We start from the raw sequence: 18,112 nt of genomic DNA, 5'->3' as shown, positions 1-18,112 counted from the left end.
GGGTGTCAGAGCTGCGCCTCACCTCTGCGTGTCACCTCTGCTCCTCACCTCCGTGTCTCACCTCTGTGTCTCACCTCTGTGTCTCAGCGGACCAGCACCACCGTCGTGGGCCGGGACGGATCCGTGAGGATCGTGTCGCCCGGACGCGGGCCCTCGGTGCGGTCGCCGTCGGTGGGCGGGAGCGTGGCCACCGGGGCCGCGTGGCCCGCGACCGGGATCTCGACCCACCACACCGTGCCCCGGTACACCCCGCCCGGCATGGACACGTACTGCACGTCGAGGCACCGCTCGCGCAGGCGGGTGAGCACGTCGGTCACGGCGGCACCCGGCTCCACCTCGGGGAGGACCAGGGGCCGGTTCACGCCGGGCTCGACGGCGGCGCACCCGCGGGCCTCCAGCGGCGGCGTCACCTGTCCGGGCCGACCCCCGTGCGGCCCGGACAGGGTGAGGCTCACGCGCTGCCCGGCGCCCGCCCGCGTCGCGTCGACGCGGATCGTGTCGCGGCGCAGCCACCGCACCGGGTGTCCGTCCAGCTCGGCCAGTGCCCAGCCCCCGGTGTCGACGAGGTACGCGCTCTCGATCGCGGCCTCCTCCGGCGGCGGCATCCGGCGTACCGCGCCCCGTGCGGCACGCTCCTCCTGCCGCCAGTGCCGCAGCACCACGAGGACCTGGCCTGCGGGACGGTCGAAGGGGTACGCGCGGCCCCCGGTCACCGCACGGTCGCCGGCCGCGCGGACCGCCGTACGACCGGGGCCGCCGACCTGGACGTCACCGCGGGCGCCCAGTGTGAACCGTACGGAGAAGGGTGTGTCGGTGGCCTCCGCCGTGGACGTGGTGTGGCAGCCGGTGGCCAGGAGGGCGGCGGCGCCCGCGACGAGGGCCGCGGGGTGGCGCGTACGGATGGGACGGCGGCGTGGATGTGAACGCATGGGAGGTCTCCGTGTCCGTCGGTGACCGGGCCGGTCACTCACGGACGAGCGTGCGCGCTCCGACGGCCCGGGCCCATTCGTCATTTGGCGAATCCCGCGGCGACGGGCACAGGCCCGGCGTAGCGTCGGTACAGGCACCGGAACCGGCCCGGGGAGGCCGACATGACCCCACCCCGCACCACCGCCCAGACGCATCTGCGGCGGATGGCGGACGTGCTGGCGGAGGCCCGGCAGGACCTCACGAGCGGCGTGCCTCCCACGTCCCTGCTGCCCGGGCTCCAGCGGCTGGTCCCGTGCGACTCCGCCAGCTTCTCCGAGCTGGACATCCCGACCCGGCGGATCCTGAACGCGCAGGAGATGTACGAGGAGGAAGAGGACTGCGGCATGGAGGGGTACTGGCGCTGGCGGCACCAGTACCACCAGTGCCGGCAGGTCTGCCGGCCGCACGACTCCCCCGAGACGACACAGATGACGGACTTCATGCCGGTCCGTGAGCTGCGGAACCTCCCGATCTACACGGAGTTCCTGGCCCCGCACCCGACCATCGCGTCCGTCGCCCTGCCCACTGCACCGAACCGCACCCGGGTCTTCCTGTTCTTCCGGACCGGCGCGCGGTCGTTCACCGAGCACGAGATGACCACGCTGCGCATGCTGGCCCCGCATCTGTACGACCTCTACAAGGAGGCCGCCCGCCGCCGCCGGAGTCCCGTCCGGCTGACCCACCGTGAACTGGACGTCCTGCGCTGTGTCGCCCTCGGCATGAGCACCGCGCAGATCGCCGAGCAGCTGGTGGTCTCCACCAGTACCGTTCGCAAGCATCTGGAGAACGCCTTCGGCAGACTGGGAGTGTCGAGCCGGACCGCCGCGGTGGCCCGGGTGTTCCCCGAGCCGGAGAGTCCGTGATGACCGAGAAGGAACCCGAGACCCACCTCGACCCCCGTTACAGCGACGCCGAGGCCAGGGCGACCGCCTGGGCCGACGCCGAGTCGCTGCTGGCCTCGGCCGAGCTGTTCTGGATCTCGACGGTACGACCCGACGGACGCCCGCACGTCACGCCGTTGCCCGGGGTGTGGGCGCACGGCGCGCTGCACTTCTGCACGGGCCCGGAGGAGCGCAAGGCGCGGAACCTCGCGCACAACCCGCATGTCAGCCTCACCACCGGCACCAACATCTGGGACAAGGGCTACGACCTGGTGGTGGAGGGCGAGGCGGTGCGGGTGTCCGACGACGCCCGGCTCCGGGAGCTGGCCGCCGCGTGGGAGGCGAAGTACGGCGACTTCTGGCGTTTCGAGGTGCGCGAGGGCCGCTTCCACCACGGCGCGGGACACGCGGTGGTTTTTGCGGTGGCGCCGCGCACGGTTTTCGGCTTCGGTAAGGGACAGCCGTTCAGCCAGACGCGGTGGCGCTTCTGAGGACGGCCGTACTGACGTCGACAAGGGAGTCACGCCATGGACATGAGCCTCGAAGTGATCACGCTGCCGGTCACGGACGTGGACCGGGCCAAGGAGTTCTACCGCGACAAGGTCGGCTTCCACGTGGACCTCGACGGCGAGGTGATGGAGGGAGTCCGCATCGTCCAGCTCACGCCTCCCGGCTCAGGCTGCTCGATCGCCCTGGTGGACGGCCTCCAGATCCCCACGGGAGCCCCCCAGCCCGGCACCTACCACGGCATGCAGCTCTGCGTCACCGACGCGAAGGCCGCCTACGACGACCTGATCTCCCGGGGCCTGGACGTCTCCGAGCCGGTGCAGTTCGCCCCGCAGGACGGCGCCACCTTCATGTACTTCAAGGACCCGGACGGCAACGGCTGGGCGATCCAGGAGTACAAGCGCAGGGAGACGGAACCGCTGCACGAGGTCCTGGCGAAGCAGGCGGGGCAGCAGCAGCAGTAGTGGTCGAGGCCAGGGGCGCGGGGGCATACCCCGCGCCCTTCGGCGCTTCCCTACGGCACTACGGCACTACAGCACCGGCAGGTTCTTCCGCAGCTCGAACGCCGTGACCTCGGAGCGGTACTCCTCCCACTCCTGGCGCTTGTTGCGCAGGAAGTGACGTTGGCCCGGAGCGACCTTGGGCGATAGACGTTGGCGCCTCGCTGACCTGCGGCCGAGGGGTTGTCATTGGCCGTTGTTGGTCGCTGTGGGTCCCCCTTCGACGGCCCAGAGACGGCCCGGCGAGGCCGCCCATCAATCCCCAGTTCGGCTCTGGACATCAGCTTGGGAAGCTGAGGCATTTTGGGGCCGGTCGGGGTGCTGAGCTGGGCGAACGGTGGCCTTGCGGTTTAGACGGCACCGCCCCCGTTCCCCGTGATTCCCCGCTGTTCCCCGCCCCATCTGGTGCGCCCGTGGTGCGGCCCTTGCTTGAGTCCCCGGCGCCGTGTCATCAGCTTCTGCTGAGGACCCAACTACCGTTCTGGACAGTGTCGTATCGGTTGAATCCAACCCACTGCCCGCGTAGCTCGCTCCCGGGCCGTGCCAGGAGGAACTGGAATACGCCGCGGTAGTGACGCCCCGACATGGCCCACTCCTCCCATTCTCCGGAGAAGACGCCTCCAGCCGTGACTGTTCCCTGGAGCTTGAGGCGGGAGCGGTCGGGGCCCCCTGGGTCACTCATGGTTATTCGTCGACCGCGCTTCGTTGCGCGCAGGGTCCTGCGATCGATGAGTGCGCTTCCGTCGTCATCGGAGATCCACTCAAAGGAGCTGTGCCACTGACCTGCGAGTGAGACCTCCGCAGTGTGGCGTCGGACGAGAAGGGAGTACACGAGCTTTTCGATGGGCTCGCCAAAGATGAGGTCACTGACACGTTGGACGGCGGCGCCCGCTACTGCCAGCAGTAACCAGATCAGCACTTGATCGATCATCAGCCCCCCGACGTCACGCCCCTAGATGTAGCAGTTCCCGCAAAAGGGACGGGTCAGTCAGCGTCGTTGATGCCCGCAGCAGCACCGAGGACCTCTTCGTCCCGAAGCAACTTGGGTGGGGGTGGCGCCTTCAGGGCATGGGGTTCTCACCTGCGCGGAGGGTCCGCAGGCGTCCGCGGTTGTTCGCCGTTGTCCGCTTGCGTTGTCCCGCAGTTAGACACTCACCGCTGCGCCATGACTTCCCTGCTGCGCAACTCGGCCAGGAGCGTCTATCAAGATCCGCAGGTCGTCTTGCTCGGACGCTGCACGGGCCAGGCACACGGATGGGATCGATGCCGTCGCGACGGCTGCCAACGTGATTCGCACCGACACCAAGGCACGCGACGCCCGGCGTAGGGTGCCGAGATCTGTGCTGACACCCCTTTTCTCAGTGGCTAGTTTGGTAAATTTTAAGCAAAGAAATGAGTTCATCTCGGCTGTCGTGCGCTACCCTCCGTGATCGTAGATCAGCGTAGCGACGGAGGGTAGCGCACGACAGCCTAACCAGGCCCGCAGCTCGCTACTACCCGTCATGAGCGCACGTCAGTGCTGTGCTCGGTGACGGCCGCCCGTGGCCGGTCAGGGCCTGGACAGCTTGTCCCACTTGACTTGGAGAGCCAGGCCCCTGACACTGCCATTGGAGAGTGCTGGAGCTTGGTTAACTTGGCATAAGGCCCAAGGAGACCGGGCGTGAGTAGACGATCAGCTTCATGACGCCGGGTCACTGACGCACAGTAGGTGTCCCATAGGCGAAGTGAGGCCCCTGCGGGGAAGCGTGGTCGGTTACTAGCTGTCGCCGGTGCTACATCCATAAATGTTGGCTTAGGCCGTGGTCCCACTTTGTGGGACCACGGCCTAGCTCACTGCTGGAGTAGCTGATGACGACGAGTTCTCACTCTGTCCCGCAGACGTCTACGTCTGCTTCTAACGCGCCGAGTGACGTTCAGGCCGAGGAAAAAGCCGCAGCCTTCAATGTTCTCGCTGACGCGATTGCATCCCTGTCTCAAGCCGGCGCGTCATCGGCGACCGGTAGTGCGGTGCGGCTGGAGATGGGCCGACGCACCTACGGGGGGTTCGATCCAAAACGCGTGGGATACAAGCGATTTCGAGATTTTTTGGATGACGCCGAGGCGCGCGGCTACGTTGAGATTGATCGTGACCGTCCCGGCGACGTATCGGTGGCGATTCCTGGAGCGACTGCTGAAGCTGGCTCTACTGCAAGGATGCGCCCCGACCTCTGGAAAGCATTTTCGGATTGGAACCCGCGGACTTCGCGGTTCTATGTCCTGAATGAGGATCGAGTCGTAACGCTGCCAACAGAACCTGCGCCACTTGAACCGACTCGGTACGCGGAAGCGCGAACAAAGATTTCCGATAATCCATCGGGTTTTGTTGAGATCAAGCCAATCTCGCGCCAGCAACAACTGGATTGGATGAGGGATTTTGCCCTCCTCGTGACAGACCCAGAAGTGAGTCGTGTTCTCACCGAGGCGCTAAAAAGTGAACACCCTGCTAGGTACTTCGTGGTTGTTCTTCGCAGCTTCCCTAATCTGTTGAACCGGTGGCACAACACCCTGCGTGAAAGGGTTTATACGGAGGCGCTCAAGTGGCGGGACTCCGATAGCCGTCTTACGTCAGTACAGATCAACCAAGTTCCTTCCTCTGCTCAACCTGCAATGTCACAACAGCCCGAAGAGGCAGTGGCTCCTGTCAAGGGGGCTAATAGGCGCGTAGCAGAGAGTCCACTAAAGCACACGCATGATCGCGACGTTGTGCAGTTCTTCACCGGGCAGGCATCGAAGAGCGCAGTGTATTCAGCGGCGACGCTACGCCAACGGCTACATGAAGCTATTGAACGTATGCCGGAGTCCGAACTCCGCAAAATTTGCATTCCGGTCGGCTACCTCTTCGAAGAGTAGTGGTGTGTTGTGCATACGCTAAGGGATCTCATTGAGCGTAAGCAGATTTATGCGCCTGCTCCAGCCGATCCGAACGAGTGGCCGAGAGTCGTAGTTCCCAAAAAGAAGCTGCATGTGCCGGGTGAGAGTCCGCTGGTTCTCCCCGGCGATATGGAGGGACTAAGGCGGGCCTACGACGATATCGATAGCCTACCGGGCTGCGGCGTGGAATCACGTGGGCGCCGCGCGCTCCTCCTTGGAAGTCCGGCGATGGTGTTTCCTATGCAGCGGCCTGACGATGGAGAACTCGTAGAACTTGGTAGTCAGCCGGAAAAGTTTCGTCGCGAGAACCCGCGAGCCCTCGGCCTTGCTGTTGGAGTTAAGCATCCCACCGGTTCGACGATCTTTGGAGTCGCGAGACTTGTTGCAGTTGAACATGGCTTGAGGTTTGGAAGTACGCAACTTCTGTCACTCTCGGATAAGTGGTTCGAGAGTCTAGAGGAGGCGGAATCTGAAATTGTTCAACTGTTCAAAGTAGCCGCTATTGGTTTTCAAGCGCAAGCGGAGCCTGGCGGGAAGCCTTGGAAGAAGGTGGTTGCCCTCCTCGGGGGATCTAAGGACGAAAATTCCCCACGGGCCCATTGGAAACGAGAAATGAGACTCGTGGCCGGTCTGCGTGAGATTGATTTGGATATTAGGCCGAATCCCGAATCTTCCATCTCGCAGGTTGTGAAAGAGTTGAAGAGTCGGCCCCCTAGCGCCCTGCTCGTTTGGGTTGACTGGGTCGCAAATCCTGAGGTATTCACTGCGCCCTATTTGGCGGCGAAGCCGGGTGCTAAGGCGGACCTTCTTGGTACAAGAAGTGCCGAGATGTCGTTCGATGAACATCTCGCGGAGTTGTCGATGCATTTGGTCGAGATTTCTCCCATAGAGGAGGACGACTCCCGGGTTTCCGATGTTGTGAATTGGGCTGATGCTGCCGATCGAATCAGTAATCTAGTTGGCCCTCATTTCGTGCTGACGGATCGAGCGCTCAAGATGTTGCCCGGTAACCCCTACCCGAACCCCGCCCGAATGCTTAAATTTGTTACCAAGCTCGAACGTGTGGCTGACTCCTATTTCACCCTTAAGGGACGGTTGGGTGCAGCCTTGGCAGATTTTTCCATGACTCAATGCGAAATTGAGATAGCTCTTTTTGATGCAAAGCTTTCTCCGAGTGACGTCGTGGTTGACGGCCGTACCCTAGAAGGGCTGAAGGCTATCCCCCATGTAAAGGTCGACGACGCGAAGGATCCTTCCCATTGTGGGCGAATCTACTTTGCTATCGATGGAGTGAATTTCAGGTTTATTGTGGATCATATTGGGCTGCATGACTACCGGTGACCGCGCTTTGTGAGGGAGATTCACAAGGTCGGCGGAGCGGCTTTGGGGTGGCGCTACTTTGGCGCGAGTGATCATGGCCCCGTAAGCTTCCGGCGCGTCGGGCAGTCTGTGGACCTGCCCGGTAAAGCACGACGTTGGGGCCATGATCTTCGAGGCTCCCCCCAAAGCGGCTCCGTAAAGCCGTGGAGCCGACCGCCCCAGCCACGATGCACCCTTCTCTGACGGCAAGCGGCTGCATGCTGTGTGCGCGGCACGGGCGCCGGCCGGGCTGGAGCGGGGCGGAGACAGGAGCGCAGGCCCGGCCGGCGCCCGTGCCGCGCGCGGGGAGCGGAGCGAGCCGCCTTGATGGCGTAAGGAAAGTTCTATCGGGCTTGGCGCAGGGCTTCGATCGCCTTCACGATCAGGGTTCGGGCGTCCGCGCCGTAGACGGCCATGCTGCGCAGCTGCTCGAACGTCTTCATGTACAGGGCGATCTCGGAGGGCTGGGTGACATTTACTTCCGCCGACACCAGCTCGACCGAGACGTGCTTGTCGTCGTAGATGTGAAAGGTCTCCTCGGGCCAGTGTGTCCGGCGGATGTTCATCGGGATGACGCCCAGGGAGACGGCCTGTAGGGCGCCAGCGGTGAGGAGGTAGCCGAGTTGTGCTGCCATCGCGTCGGTGTCAGCTACCTGGGAGTGGAGGACCGACTCCTCGACGACCACGACGAACCGGTGTCCCTGTTCGTGGATGATTCGGGAGCGTTCGAGCCGAGCACGCGCGGCCTCCGCGCTGTCGTCGATGTCCAAGTCGTGGATGCCCGCGGCCATACCGAGGACGGCGAGCGCGTAGCCCTCTGTCTGCAACAGTCCGGGGACAATGCTGGACGAGTAGATCCGGAAGGTCTCGGTCTCGCGGGACGCCTGCACCCGGCTGTCCTGGATGTGCCGCAGGCCGGCACGGACCTGGTCACGCCACTGCCGGTACATCGACTCGGCGCTGATGGACTGTACGACGAGATCCTGAGCATGCCCGTCCGAACCAGTTGCGGTGCACCAGCGTCGGATGTCGTTCGCTGACGGCCCGGTGAGGGCGTTCTCGATGCGCGAGGTCTTGGAGTAGTGCCAGCCGCACGCGGCCGCCAACTGGACGACCGTCAGGCCGGCTTCCTTGCGGAGGTCGCGCAGCCGGTGGGCGACGGCTTCACGTGCGGCCTGGGCAGACGAGGAGGGCGAGGCGGGCATGGGTTGGCTGCCGGTGCTTTCTGGTCAGTGGATCTGGTACTGGTCGTGGGGAACCGCACGCGCCCATACGGCCTCGAAGGACTCGGCGCACAGCTTCGCGGCGGCAGGGTCCTCAGAGACTTCGTGGCCGATCATGGCCCCGTCGCCTGAGAAGTAGCCCCACCGGATCACCTGGTCGTCGAAGAGCCAGAAGTCATTGCCGGGCAAGGCGATGTCCGAAGCGCGACGGCGGGGCAACCAGCGCACCTGTTCGCCGGCGCGCACGTTGACGCCGGTGGAGGCGTGTTCGTAGCGGATGTAGTCCGAAACGGGTTCAGACACGATCCGGGCGCGCCGCACCGCGACACCACGCGCCACGGCACGGGAGACCAGGTCCACCCAGGGTGCCCAGTCGGGCGATCCGGGGTCGTTGTCGAGACGGCCGGTCTCCAGCCACGTCCGGAAGTCGTCGGCCTCTGCGGCCACCCCGTAGTGATCTCGCATCTCAAGGTGCACAGCGGAGTGTGTGCACCTGCCCATGAGTTCAGCGATCGTCGGAACGATCGAGGACATCGCACGCCTCCCTGATCATGTGCACCATCCTGGCAGGGATGCGGATGACGGCCTCGTCCGCCGGGATGCCGACGGCATGGCCCGGCACTTCGAACGCGGCGCACTCTGCTTCGAGTTGAGGATCGGGCTTCCATCCCTGGAAGACGAGTTCGCCCTTCTCCTGGTCGACCCACACGGTCGGTGAGTCCCCGGTCTTGGTGTCGGGGTCGATCCCAATGAACCGTAGCGACATGACCTACTCCATCCATGAGATGTGCAGTTCTTTGCGACACGCTCCGGCAGACGGCGTAGTTGGTCAAGAGGCCGAACTCGACAGAACCACGGCAGGTTGGCATGGATGCAAAGATCTGCACATCACTGGCGTAGGTGTCTATCGCATCCCTAGCTTCGAGGGGCACAAGGAGACCCGGCGACCATGCGAACGGCCCCGGGGCGTGGCCGACTGGGCAGGGGGCGACATGGCGAACCGCATCACAGCGGCATCCGAAGGTACTGAGCGACGGCAAGCCCCTCGCCCGGACATCACCGTCATGCGCGAGACCGTGCAGATTCTGCTGGACCCGGATGCCGTGGTGCTGCCCCCGGCGGCTGACGAACTGGAGACGCTGACACAGACGATTCGGGGTCACCTGGAGCTACTCATCCCCGAGGTCGAGCAGTCCGTCAGACTGCTGAAGAAGGACAGCATCCACCGGTACTGCGCACTCGCCTGCGTGGGCGAGGCTCGGGGAAAGCTTCGAGCCGAGCCGAGCCGCAGATTCGGCGCAGAAGTCGGCCATGCCCGACGTCTGGCACGCACTTTGAACGCGTTGTGCGACCACTACGAGAACCTCGGCGAGCGCCCGTGACCACGGCCATGGACGACATTTCGATGCGCTCCGCTGAGTGCGCGTTGGCTTCGCGGGACGGCTACGAGGGACTGCACGACGAATGCCGCCAGACCAAGGACATCCCGCTGCCCCACGGAGCGGGCCTGATCCTGGTACGACGCTGCGACTGTCCTTGTCACGCGCGCATCGCGGGTGTGGCATGAACCCAAGGCTTCTGCCGCTACTGCGACGAGCTGATCACCGTTCCTGACGACGCAGTTCACCTCTGGCACGAAGAGAGCATGAGCAGACCGGGGCGGGACGTCTGGGCACACCGCGAGCACGCTGACCACGTCGAGCCGGACACCACGCTGACGCGCGTGCTGATAGCGGTGCGAAGAAGTTCCCGACGCAGAACAACCCGAATGACACCCGATCGTGCGGCAGACCCACCCTGGCTTCACGCTCCGGGTGTACACGCACCTCATGCCGAGCAGCGACGCGCGGGCCCGGAACGCCGTGGACAGCCTGTACGACGGCACCGATCCTGCGCCGGACGGCCCAGAGACGGCCCAGGAGGGATGAGACGCCGTGGGGCCGACGGTCCGTGACCGTCGGCCCCACACGCCAAAACAGCAGGAAACCGGCTCTGACCTGCTCTTACAACACCGGCAGATTCTTCCGCAGCTCGAACGCCGTGACCTCGGACCGGTACTCCTCCCACTCCTGCCGCTTGTTGCGGAGGAAGAAGTCGAAGACGTGTTCGCCCAGGGTCTCGGCGACCAGGTCGCTGCGTTCCATGAGGGTGAGGGCCTCGCCGAGGTTCTGGGGCAGGGGTTCGATGCCCATCGCGCGGCGCTCGGAGTTGGAGAGGGCCCAGACGTCGTCCTCGGCGCCCGGGGGGAGTTCGTAGCCCTCTTCGATGCCCTTGAGGCCCGCGGCCAGGAGGAGGGCGTAGGCGAGGTACGGGTTGGCGCCGGAGTCCAGGGAGCGGACCTCGATGCGGGCCGAGCCGGTCTTGCCGGGCTTGTACATGGGGACGCGGACCAGGGCGGAGCGGTTGTTGTGGCCCCAGCAGATGTAGGAGGGGGCCTCGCCGCCGGCGCCTGCGGTGCGCTCGGAGCCGCCCCAGATGCGCTTGTAGGAGTTGACCCACTGGTTGGTGACCGCGGCGATCTCCGCCGCGTGCTTGAGCAGGCCCGCGATGAAGGAGCGGCCGACCTTCGAGAGCTGGTACTCGGCGCCCGACTCGTAGAACGCGTTCCGGTCGCCCTCGAAGAGGGAGAGGTGCGTGTGCATGCCCGAGCCGGGGTGTTCCGAGAACGGCTTCGGCATGAAGGTCGCCTGGACGCCCTGCTCCAGCGCCACCTGCTTCATGACCAGGCGGAACGTCATGATGTTGTCGGCCGTCGAGAGGGCGTCGGCGTAGCGGAGGTCGATCTCCTGCTGGCCCGGGGCGCCCTCGTGGTGGGAGAACTCGACCGAGATGCCCATCGACTCCAGCATGGTGATCGCCTGGCGGCGGAAGTCCATGCCGATGTTCTGCGGGGTGTGGTCGAAGTAGCCGGAGTTGTCGGCCGGGGTCGGGCGCGAGCCGTCCAGCGGGCGGTCCTTCAGGAGGAAGAACTCGATCTCCGGGTGGGTGTAGAAGGTGAAGCCCAGGTCCGAGGTGCGGGCCAGGGCCCGCTTCAGGACGTAGCGGGGGTCCGCGAAGGACGGGGAGCCGTCCGGCATGAGGATGTCGCAGAACATCCGGGCGGTGCCGGGGGCCTCGGCGCGCCAGGGCAGGATCTGGAACGTCGACGGGTCCGGCTTGGCGATCATGTCGGACTCGTACACACGAGCGAATCCCTCGATCGCGGAGCCGTCGAAGCCGATGCCCTCGTCGAAGGCCTGTTCCAGCTCCGCCGGGGCCACGGCGACGGACTTGAGGAAGCCCAGCACGTCCGTGAACCACAGGCGTACGAACCGGATGTCGCGCTCCTCCAAGGTCCGGAGCACGAACTCCTGCTGCTTGTCCATCTTCCGCTTCCCCATCCTTGCTGGTCAGGCCGCCTGTCTCCGGATCCCGCAGGAGGCGGTCGGGCACCTGAGCATCACACCACAACACCATTTCATGCGCGTTGCCGACCATGATCGTCCGGGCGACCCGGGGGTGAACGCCTCACGTCCGGCGGATGTACTGCTCCGCCGCCCATCTTGCCTGCTCGGACTGACATACGTAATGCCCGGCCCGCTGCCACTACGATCAGTGCACCGCCCGTCCCTGTCATCCGGCCCCTTTCCCCCAGAAGGACACACCTCATGGGTTCCGCCAACAAGAGCAGCAGCACGGCCCGCAAGGCGCGCATAGAGGAGATGCGCCGCGCCGAACAGGCCCGTGAGCGCCGCAACCGGATCGCGATCATCGCCGCGAGCGTGGTGGCCGTGGCCGGCCTCGTCGCCGGCGCCGTCGTCCTGGTGCAGTCGCAGTCCGACGACTCCGCCACGGCAGCCGACTCCAAGGGGTCGGGGCACTTCGTGACCGGCTCGGACGGCGTGAAGACCTGGAAGGGCACCCTGGGCCGCACCCATGTGGTCAAGACCGTGAACTACCCGATGGAGCCCCCGGTCGGCGGCGACCACAACCAGGTCTGGATGAACTGCAACGGCGACGTCTACACCAAGGCGCTCAACAACATGAACGCCGTGCACTCGCTGGAGCACGGCGCGGTCTGGGTGACGTACACGAGCAAGGCGAAGAAGGCGGACGTCGACGCGCTCGCGGCCAAGGTGAAGAAGACGCCGTACACGCTGATGAGCCCGGACGACAAGCAGGCGGACCCGATCATGCTGACGGCGTGGGGCCACCAGCGGACGGTGACCGGGGCGGACGACCCGAACGTCGACAAGTTCTTCGAGAAGTTCGTGCAGGGCGAGCAGACGCCCGAGCCCGGCGCGGCGTGCACGAACGGTCTGTCGCAGTGAGGTTCGCCGGGGTGGCGGTGGCCGTGGCGGGGGTGCTCGTCGCGGCCGGTGCCGTCACCTACGCGGTGGCCGAGGACGGCGGTTCGGCGGACACGCCCGCGGCCGATTCGGCGGACGCGGGCTTCGCGCGGGACATGGCCGTGCACCACCAGCAGGCCGTCGAGATGTCGTACATCGTGCGCGACCGCACCAAGGACGTCGAGGTGCGGCGGCTGGCCTACGACATCGCGCAGACCCAGGCCAACCAGCGCGGCATGCTGCTGGGCTGGCTGGATCTGTGGGGGCTGCCGAAGGTGTCCGCCGATCCGCCGATGACGTGGATGGACATGGGCGACATGCCCTCCGCGGGGGACGGTTCGCTGATGCCGGGCATGGCCACCGACAGCGAGATGAAGAAGCTCGCCACCCTCAACGGCAAACAGGCGGAGATCTTCTATCTCCAGCTGATGACGGAGCATCACCAGGGCGGCGTCCACATGGCCAAGGGCTGTGCGCAGCGCTGCACGGTGAAGGTGGAGAAGCGGCTCGCGCAGGGCATGGTCGAGGCGCAGCAGTCGGAGATCGACCTGATGGCGGGCATGCTGAAGGAGCGGGGCGCGAAGCCGCGATCATAGAGGGTTAACCCTCGAACCAGCCTTTTTCATTAGGTTAATTGGGCTCTTCTTGGCATGCGCATTCCCCTTGCATGAAGAGTTCGTCGCAAGAGTGGCCACACCGTCGAGTGATCACTCGCGATGAACCGCATTCAGGGGGTTCCATGAGATCCAACCGCGCCAAACTCCGTGCCGCGGCGAGCATGGCGGCGACACTGCCGATGCTCGCGGGCGCGCTGGCGCTCGGTATACCCGCGGCCCACGCCGCGGACAGCCCGAGCCGTGACACGCTGGCCGGGACCAAGCCCGCGTGGGCCACGGCCAAGGCCGACAAGGGTGCGACGTCCGACAGTTCGCAGGTCTCGGCCCGGGTCTACCTGGCCGGCAAGGACGCCGCCGGCCTCGCCGCGTACGCCAAGGCCGTCGCCGACCCGACGTCCGCGTCGTACGGCAAGTACCTGAGCGCCGAGCAGGCGCAGTCCCGCTTCGGTGCGACGAAGGCTCAGGTCGCCGCGGTGAAGTCCTGGCTGACCGCGGCCGGTCTGAAGGTCACGGGCACCACCGCGCACTACGTCTCCGTCACCGGTGATGTGGCCGCCGCCGAGAAGGCGTTCGGGACCCAGCTGCACAACTACGCCAAGGGCTCGCGGACTTACCGCGCCCCGTCGAAGACCGCGTCCGCGCCGGCCGCCCTCGACGGCGCCGTGCTGACCGTGACCGGTCTGGACAACGCGCCGCACAAGGCCAGCAGCAAGGACCAACTGCCGCCGCCGGACGCCGTGTTCAAGAACGCCGGGCCGTTCTCCTCGTACTACGGCTCGAACACCGCGAGCACCCTGCCCAAGGCCTACGGCAAGAAGATCCCGTACGCGATCAAGGGCTACACGGGCAAGCAGCTGCGCTCCGCCTACGGCGCCGGCAAGTACACCGGCAAGGGGGTGCGGGTCGCGATCACCGACGCGTACGCCTCCCCGACCATCGCCTTCGACGCGGCCAACTACGCGAAGAAGAACGGCGACGCGGCCTACCGGACCAGCCAGCTGAAGCAGGTCCTGCCCGACGGCTACACGCACACCGGCGCCGACGAGTGCAGCGCCGCCGGCTGGTACGGCGAGGAGACGCTGGACGTCGAGGCCGTGCACGCGGTCGCGCCGGACGCGAACATCACGTACGTGGGCGCCGCGTCCTGCTACGACGACGATCTGCTCGACTCGCTCAACAAGGTCGTCGACAACCACCTGGCCGACATCGTCTCCAACTCGTGGGGCGACATCGAGGCCAACCAGACGCCGGACCTCGCGGCCGCCTACGACCAGGTCTTCCAGTTCGGCGCGGTCGAGGGCATCGGCTTCTACTTCTCCTCCGGCGACAACGGCGACGAGGTCGCCAACACCGGTACGAAGCAGGTCGACACCCCGGCCAACTCGGCGTGGGTGACGGCGGTCGGCGGTACCTCGCTGGCGGTCGGCAAGGGCGACAAGTACCTGTGGGAGACCGGCTGGGGCACCGACAAGGCGAGCCTGTCGGCCGACGGCAAGAGCTGGACGGACTTCCCCGGCGCGTTCACCTCCGGTGCGGGCGGCGGCACCAGCAAGACGGTCGCCGAGCCCTTCTACCAGAAGGGTGTCGTCCCGAACGCGCTCGCCACGGCCAACAACGCCGCCGGCAACCGCGTGGTCCCGGACATCTCCGCGATCGCCGACCCCAACACCGGTTTCCTGGTGGGTCAGACGCAGACCTTCCCCGACGGCTCGCAGCAGTACAGCGAGTACCGCATCGGCGGCACCTCTCTGGCCTCGCCGGTGATCGCGGCCGTACAGGCGCTGGCGCAGGAGGCGCGCGGCGGCAAGGCGATCGGCTTCGCCAACCCGTCGATCTACGCCAAGTACGGGTCGAAGGTGTTCCACGACGTCACGGACAACCCCACGGGGTCCGGACTCGCCGTGGCCCGCATCGACTTCACCAACGGCTATGACGCCTCGGGCGGTCTGCTCACCTCGGTCCGCTCCCTCGGCAAGGACAGCTCGCTGTCCGCGGTCAAGGGATACGACGACGTGACGGGCGTGGGCACGCCCGCGAACGGCTACGTGCAGTCGTACGGCAAGCACTGACACGGACACGCGTCCACAGGGTCCGGTCCCGAGAACCTTCGGGGCCGGGCCCTCGCGCATGCACCACCGGGCCCTCGCGCATGTCCCGCCGGGCTATCGCGTACGGCGCCCCGCGATCACGTGGGTCACGAGACCCGCGACCAGCAGCAGCGCCCCGATCACGAGGAACGGAACCGGCGTGTACTCGTCGGTGCAGGTCTGGCCGCCCGACACCGCGTGGCACACCTCTCCCGGGCCGCCCCGGTTCAGGTACGCGAGGTAGAACAGCGGCAGCGCCACACCCGCCACGGCTCCCGCGAGGGCGCCTCGGGGTCCCTTGCGGAGCAGGAACACCGAGGCCGCCGCGGCGAGTACGAGGAACAGCGCCCCCACCGTCAGGATCGCCGCCAGACCGATGCCGGCGCACGCCCCCACCAGGAGCCAGGCCAGGAACCGGCCCCATCCCGCCGTACGGTCCGTACGGTCGTCACCCATGCCCGTCATACCTCCCATTGAAGGCAAGGTCATGACAATCCGGCAACGGACCGCGCGGGTTGAGTCGCTCACACCCCGGAGCCCATAGTGTCGCTCTGACGATTACACTGATCCCGTGCCTCAGTCGAACTTCTGGTCCATCTATCAGCACGGGTTCGCACGCGTAGCCGCCTGCACGGGTCACACCGTCATCGCGGACCCGCCCGCCAACGCCGAAGCGGTCCTGCGCCACGCGCGCCGGTGCGCCGAGGAAGGGGTCGCCGTCGCGGTCTTCCCTGAGATGGGGCTGTGCGGCTACTCCATCGAGGACCTGCTGCTCCAGGACGCGCTGCTCGACGGGGTCGAGGAGGCGCTGCGGACCGTGGTCGCCGGATCGGCCGACCTGCTGCCGGTGCTGGTCGTCGGCGCCCCGCTGCGCCACGGCGACCGGATCCACAACTGCGCGGTGATCGTGCACCGCGGCCGTGTCCTCGGGGTCGTGCCGAAGTCGTACCCCCCGAACTACCGGGAGTTCTACGAGCGCCGGCAGATCACCCCGGGCGCCGGCGAGCGCGGCGGGAGCATCCGGGTCGACGGCGTCAGCGTGCCGTTCGGCGTGGACCTGCTGTTCGCCGCGCGGGACGTGCCCGGGCTGGTCCTCCACGCGGAGATCTGCGAGGACATGTGGGTGCCGGTGCCGCCCAGCGCGGAGGCGGCCCTGGCCGGCGCGACGGTCCTCGCCAATCTCTCCGGCAGCCCGATCACGGTCGGCCGCGCCGAGGACCGCAAGCTGCTGTGCCGCTCGGCGTCCTCGCGCTGTCTCGCCGCGTACGTCTACTCGGCGGCCGGTCTCGGCGAGTCGACCACGGACCTGTCCTGGGACGGCCAGACCCTGATCTACGAGAACGGCGTGCTGCTGGCCGAGTCGGACCGCTTCCCGCTCGACGACCAGTTCGCGGTGGCCGACGTCGACCTCGACCTGCTGCGGCAGGAGCGGCACCGGATGGGCACCTTCGACGACAACCGCCGTACCCACACGGCCCGTACGTCGGACTTCCGGACGGTGTCGTTCGAGCTCGACCCCCCGGTGACCGACCTCGGGCTCCGGCGCCGGGTCGAGCGGTTCCCGTTCGTGCCGGCCGACCCCGACCGGCTCGCCCTGGACTGCTACGAGGCGTACAACATCCAGGTCGCCGGGCTCCAGCAGCGGCTCGCGGCGATCGGTGGGCCGAAGGTGGTCATCGGGGTGTCCGGGGGCCTCGACTCCACGCACGCGCTGATCGTCGCCGCCCGCGCGATGGACCGGGCGGGACGGCCGCGCAGCGACATCCTGGCCTGGACCCTGCCCGGCTTCGCCACCAGCGACCACACCAAGGACAACGCCCACCGGCTGATGCGGGCCCTCGGGGTGACCGCGGCCGAGCTGGACATCACGCCGACCGCGCGGCTGATGCTGAAGGAGATGGGCCACCCCTTCGCCTCCGGCGAGCCGGTCTACGACGTCACCTTCGAGAACGTCCAGGCCGGGCTGCGCACCGACTACCTGTTCCGGCTCGCCAACCAGCGCGACGGCATCGTGCTCGGCACGGGCGACCTCTCGGAGCTGGCGCTCGGCTGGTCGACGTACGGCGTCGGCGACCAGATGAGCCACTACAACGTCAACTCCGGGGTGCCGAAGACGCTGATCCAGCATCTGATCCGGTGGGTGGTCAGCAGCGGGCAGTTCGACGCGGAGACCGGGGAGATCCTCACCGCGATCCTCGACACCGAGATCAGTCCGGAGCTGGTGCCGGGCGAGGAGATGCAGTCCACCGAGTCGAAGATCGGGCCGTACGCGCTGCACGACTTCACGCTCTTCCATGTGCTGCGGTACGGCTTCCGGCCGTCGAAGATCGCGTTCCTGGCGTGGCACACCTGGAACTCCGCGGCGGCGGGCGCCTGGCCGCCGGGCTTCCCGGAGGCCAAGCGCGTGGCGTACGACCTGCCCGAGATCCGGCGCTGGCTGGAGGTGTTCTGCCGCCGCTTCTTCGGGTTCGCCCAGTTCAAGCGCTCGGCGATGCCGAACGGACCGAAGGTCTCGGCGGGCGGCTCGCTGTCGCCGCGCGGCGACTGGCGGGCACCGAGCGACGGCTCCGCGCGGGCGTGGTTGCGGGATCTGGAGCGGTTCGACTAGTGAGCTGGTCCGGAGATTCGTGTGCAGTAGTGGCAGATGCGGTCGATGATCTGGTCGGCGGTCTTGGTCCAGTGGAAGGGCCGGGCGTCGGTGTTCCAGGTCTTGATCCAGGCTTCGAGTGCG

18 protein-coding genes and 1 pseudogene are annotated in these 18,112 nt (G+C 66.7%); 11 read left to right on the top strand and 8 right to left on the bottom strand.

The genetic code is table 11. The features are described 5' to 3' along the window. Positions 1-83: 83 nt before the first annotated feature. Complete coding sequence (locus tag G3I78_RS43205; RefSeq protein WP_164435309.1) at positions 84-929, bottom strand: hypothetical protein; 846 nt, start codon at positions 927-929, stop codon at positions 84-86. A gap of 162 nt (positions 930-1,091) precedes the next feature. Here G3I78_RS43205 and G3I78_RS43200 point away from each other — a divergent pair, with 162 nt between their 5' ends. The 3 genes from G3I78_RS43200 to G3I78_RS43190 are packed head-to-tail and all read left to right on the top strand — an operon-like array spanning position 1,092 to position 2,821. Beyond that, positions 1,092-1,832: a helix-turn-helix transcriptional regulator gene (locus tag G3I78_RS43200; protein ID WP_164435307.1), complete on the top strand. Its 741-nt coding sequence runs from the start codon at positions 1,092-1,094 to the stop codon at positions 1,830-1,832. After that, a complete protein-coding gene (locus G3I78_RS43195) occupies positions 1,832-2,341 on the top strand; it encodes a pyridoxamine 5'-phosphate oxidase family protein (protein WP_164435305.1) in 510 nt (169 codons plus the stop codon). The genes G3I78_RS43200 and G3I78_RS43195 overlap by 1 nt, the downstream gene beginning before the upstream one ends. 36 nt (positions 2,342-2,377) lie before the next feature. Further along, entirely contained in the window at positions 2,378-2,821 is a 444-nt protein-coding gene (locus G3I78_RS43190; RefSeq protein ID WP_164435303.1) for a VOC family protein, read from the top strand. Positions 2,822-2,887: 66 nt separating this feature from the next. Here the strand turns inward: G3I78_RS43190 and G3I78_RS43185 are convergent. Continuing rightward, positions 2,888-2,974 (bottom strand): annotated as a pseudogene (locus G3I78_RS43185) (glutamine synthetase); the annotation flags it as partial. A gap of 334 nt (positions 2,975-3,308) precedes the next feature. Further along, a complete protein-coding gene (locus tag G3I78_RS43180; RefSeq protein WP_164435301.1) occupies positions 3,309-3,788 on the bottom strand; it encodes a hypothetical protein in 480 nt (159 codons plus the stop codon). A 917-nt stretch (positions 3,789-4,705) separates the two neighbouring features. Between G3I78_RS43180 and G3I78_RS43175 the strand changes: the two genes are divergently transcribed. After that, positions 4,706-5,746 (top strand): UPF0158 family protein, encoded by a 1,041-nt coding sequence (locus G3I78_RS43175; protein WP_164435299.1) that lies wholly within the window; start codon positions 4,706-4,708, stop codon positions 5,744-5,746. 261 nt (positions 5,747-6,007) lie between these two features. After that, entirely contained in the window at positions 6,008-7,108 is a 1,101-nt protein-coding gene (locus tag G3I78_RS43170; RefSeq protein ID WP_164435298.1) for a hypothetical protein, read from the top strand. Positions 7,109-7,470: 362 nt separating this feature from the next. On the opposite strand, the gene G3I78_RS43165 is transcribed toward G3I78_RS43170, so the two are convergent. From G3I78_RS43165 to G3I78_RS43155, 3 genes are read right to left on the bottom strand one after another with little or no spacing between them, the layout of a single operon-like run. Continuing rightward, the gene (locus tag G3I78_RS43165; protein WP_164435296.1) at positions 7,471-8,331 is read right to left on the bottom strand and encodes a helix-turn-helix transcriptional regulator; all 861 of its coding nucleotides are present in this window, start codon (positions 8,329-8,331) and stop codon (positions 7,471-7,473) included. Between the two features lie 24 nt (positions 8,332-8,355). Next, positions 8,356-8,883: a DUF6879 family protein gene (locus G3I78_RS43160; protein ID WP_164435294.1), complete on the bottom strand. Its 528-nt coding sequence runs from the start codon at positions 8,881-8,883 to the stop codon at positions 8,356-8,358. Continuing rightward, a complete protein-coding gene (locus tag G3I78_RS43155) occupies positions 8,855-9,115 on the bottom strand; it encodes a hypothetical protein (RefSeq protein WP_164435292.1) in 261 nt (86 codons plus the stop codon). Before G3I78_RS43155 ends, G3I78_RS43160 begins: the two co-directional genes overlap by 29 nt. Positions 9,116-9,341: 226 nt before the next feature. Here G3I78_RS43155 and G3I78_RS43150 point away from each other — a divergent pair, with 226 nt between their 5' ends. Both G3I78_RS43150 and G3I78_RS43145 read left to right on the top strand, forming a co-directional pair. After that, a complete protein-coding gene (locus G3I78_RS43150; RefSeq protein WP_164435290.1) occupies positions 9,342-9,731 on the top strand; it encodes a DUF6415 family natural product biosynthesis protein in 390 nt (129 codons plus the stop codon). A gap of 23 nt (positions 9,732-9,754) precedes the next feature. Beyond that, positions 9,755-9,916, top strand: a complete 162-nt coding sequence (locus G3I78_RS43145) for a hypothetical protein (protein WP_164435277.1) — start codon at positions 9,755-9,757, stop codon at positions 9,914-9,916. A 436-nt stretch (positions 9,917-10,352) separates the two neighbouring features. On the opposite strand, the gene glnA is transcribed toward G3I78_RS43145, so the two are convergent. After that, complete coding sequence (gene glnA / locus G3I78_RS43135) at positions 10,353-11,714, bottom strand: type I glutamate--ammonia ligase (protein WP_164435288.1); 1,362 nt, start codon at positions 11,712-11,714, stop codon at positions 10,353-10,355. Positions 11,715-11,996: 282 nt separating this feature from the next. Between glnA and G3I78_RS43130 the strand changes: the two genes are divergently transcribed. The 3 genes from G3I78_RS43130 (at position 11,997) to G3I78_RS43120 (ending at position 15,363) form a co-directional block, all read left to right on the top strand. Next, positions 11,997-12,659 carry a DUF3105 domain-containing protein gene (locus G3I78_RS43130; RefSeq protein WP_164435286.1) on the top strand — a complete coding sequence of 221 codons (663 nt, stop codon included), beginning with the start codon at positions 11,997-11,999 and terminating at the stop codon, positions 12,657-12,659. Continuing rightward, positions 12,656-13,273: a DUF305 domain-containing protein gene (locus G3I78_RS43125; protein WP_164435284.1), complete on the top strand. Its 618-nt coding sequence runs from the start codon at positions 12,656-12,658 to the stop codon at positions 13,271-13,273. The genes G3I78_RS43130 and G3I78_RS43125 overlap by 4 nt, the downstream gene beginning before the upstream one ends. Before the next feature lie 143 nt (positions 13,274-13,416). Continuing rightward, a complete protein-coding gene (locus tag G3I78_RS43120) occupies positions 13,417-15,363 on the top strand; it encodes a S53 family peptidase (RefSeq protein WP_164435282.1) in 1,947 nt (648 codons plus the stop codon). A gap of 93 nt (positions 15,364-15,456) precedes the next feature. Here the strand turns inward: G3I78_RS43120 and G3I78_RS43115 are convergent, their stop codons facing one another. Further along, the gene (locus tag G3I78_RS43115; protein ID WP_239158391.1) at positions 15,457-15,837 is read right to left on the bottom strand and encodes a hypothetical protein; all 381 of its coding nucleotides are present in this window, start codon (positions 15,835-15,837) and stop codon (positions 15,457-15,459) included. Positions 15,838-15,952: 115 nt separating this feature from the next. Between G3I78_RS43115 and G3I78_RS43110 the strand changes: the two genes are divergently transcribed. Then, the gene (locus G3I78_RS43110; protein ID WP_164435279.1) at positions 15,953-17,989 is read left to right on the top strand and encodes an NAD(+) synthase; all 2,037 of its coding nucleotides are present in this window, start codon (positions 15,953-15,955) and stop codon (positions 17,987-17,989) included. Positions 17,990-18,112: the final 123 nt, after the last annotated feature.

The sequence above is a fragment of the Streptomyces sp. SID13726 genome (genome assembly GCF_010548375.1).
Classification (GTDB): Bacteria; Actinomycetota; Actinomycetes; order Streptomycetales; family Streptomycetaceae; genus Streptomyces.
The sequence above is the reverse complement of the archived record's forward strand: the minus strand, read 5'-3'. Positions and strand labels throughout refer to the sequence as shown.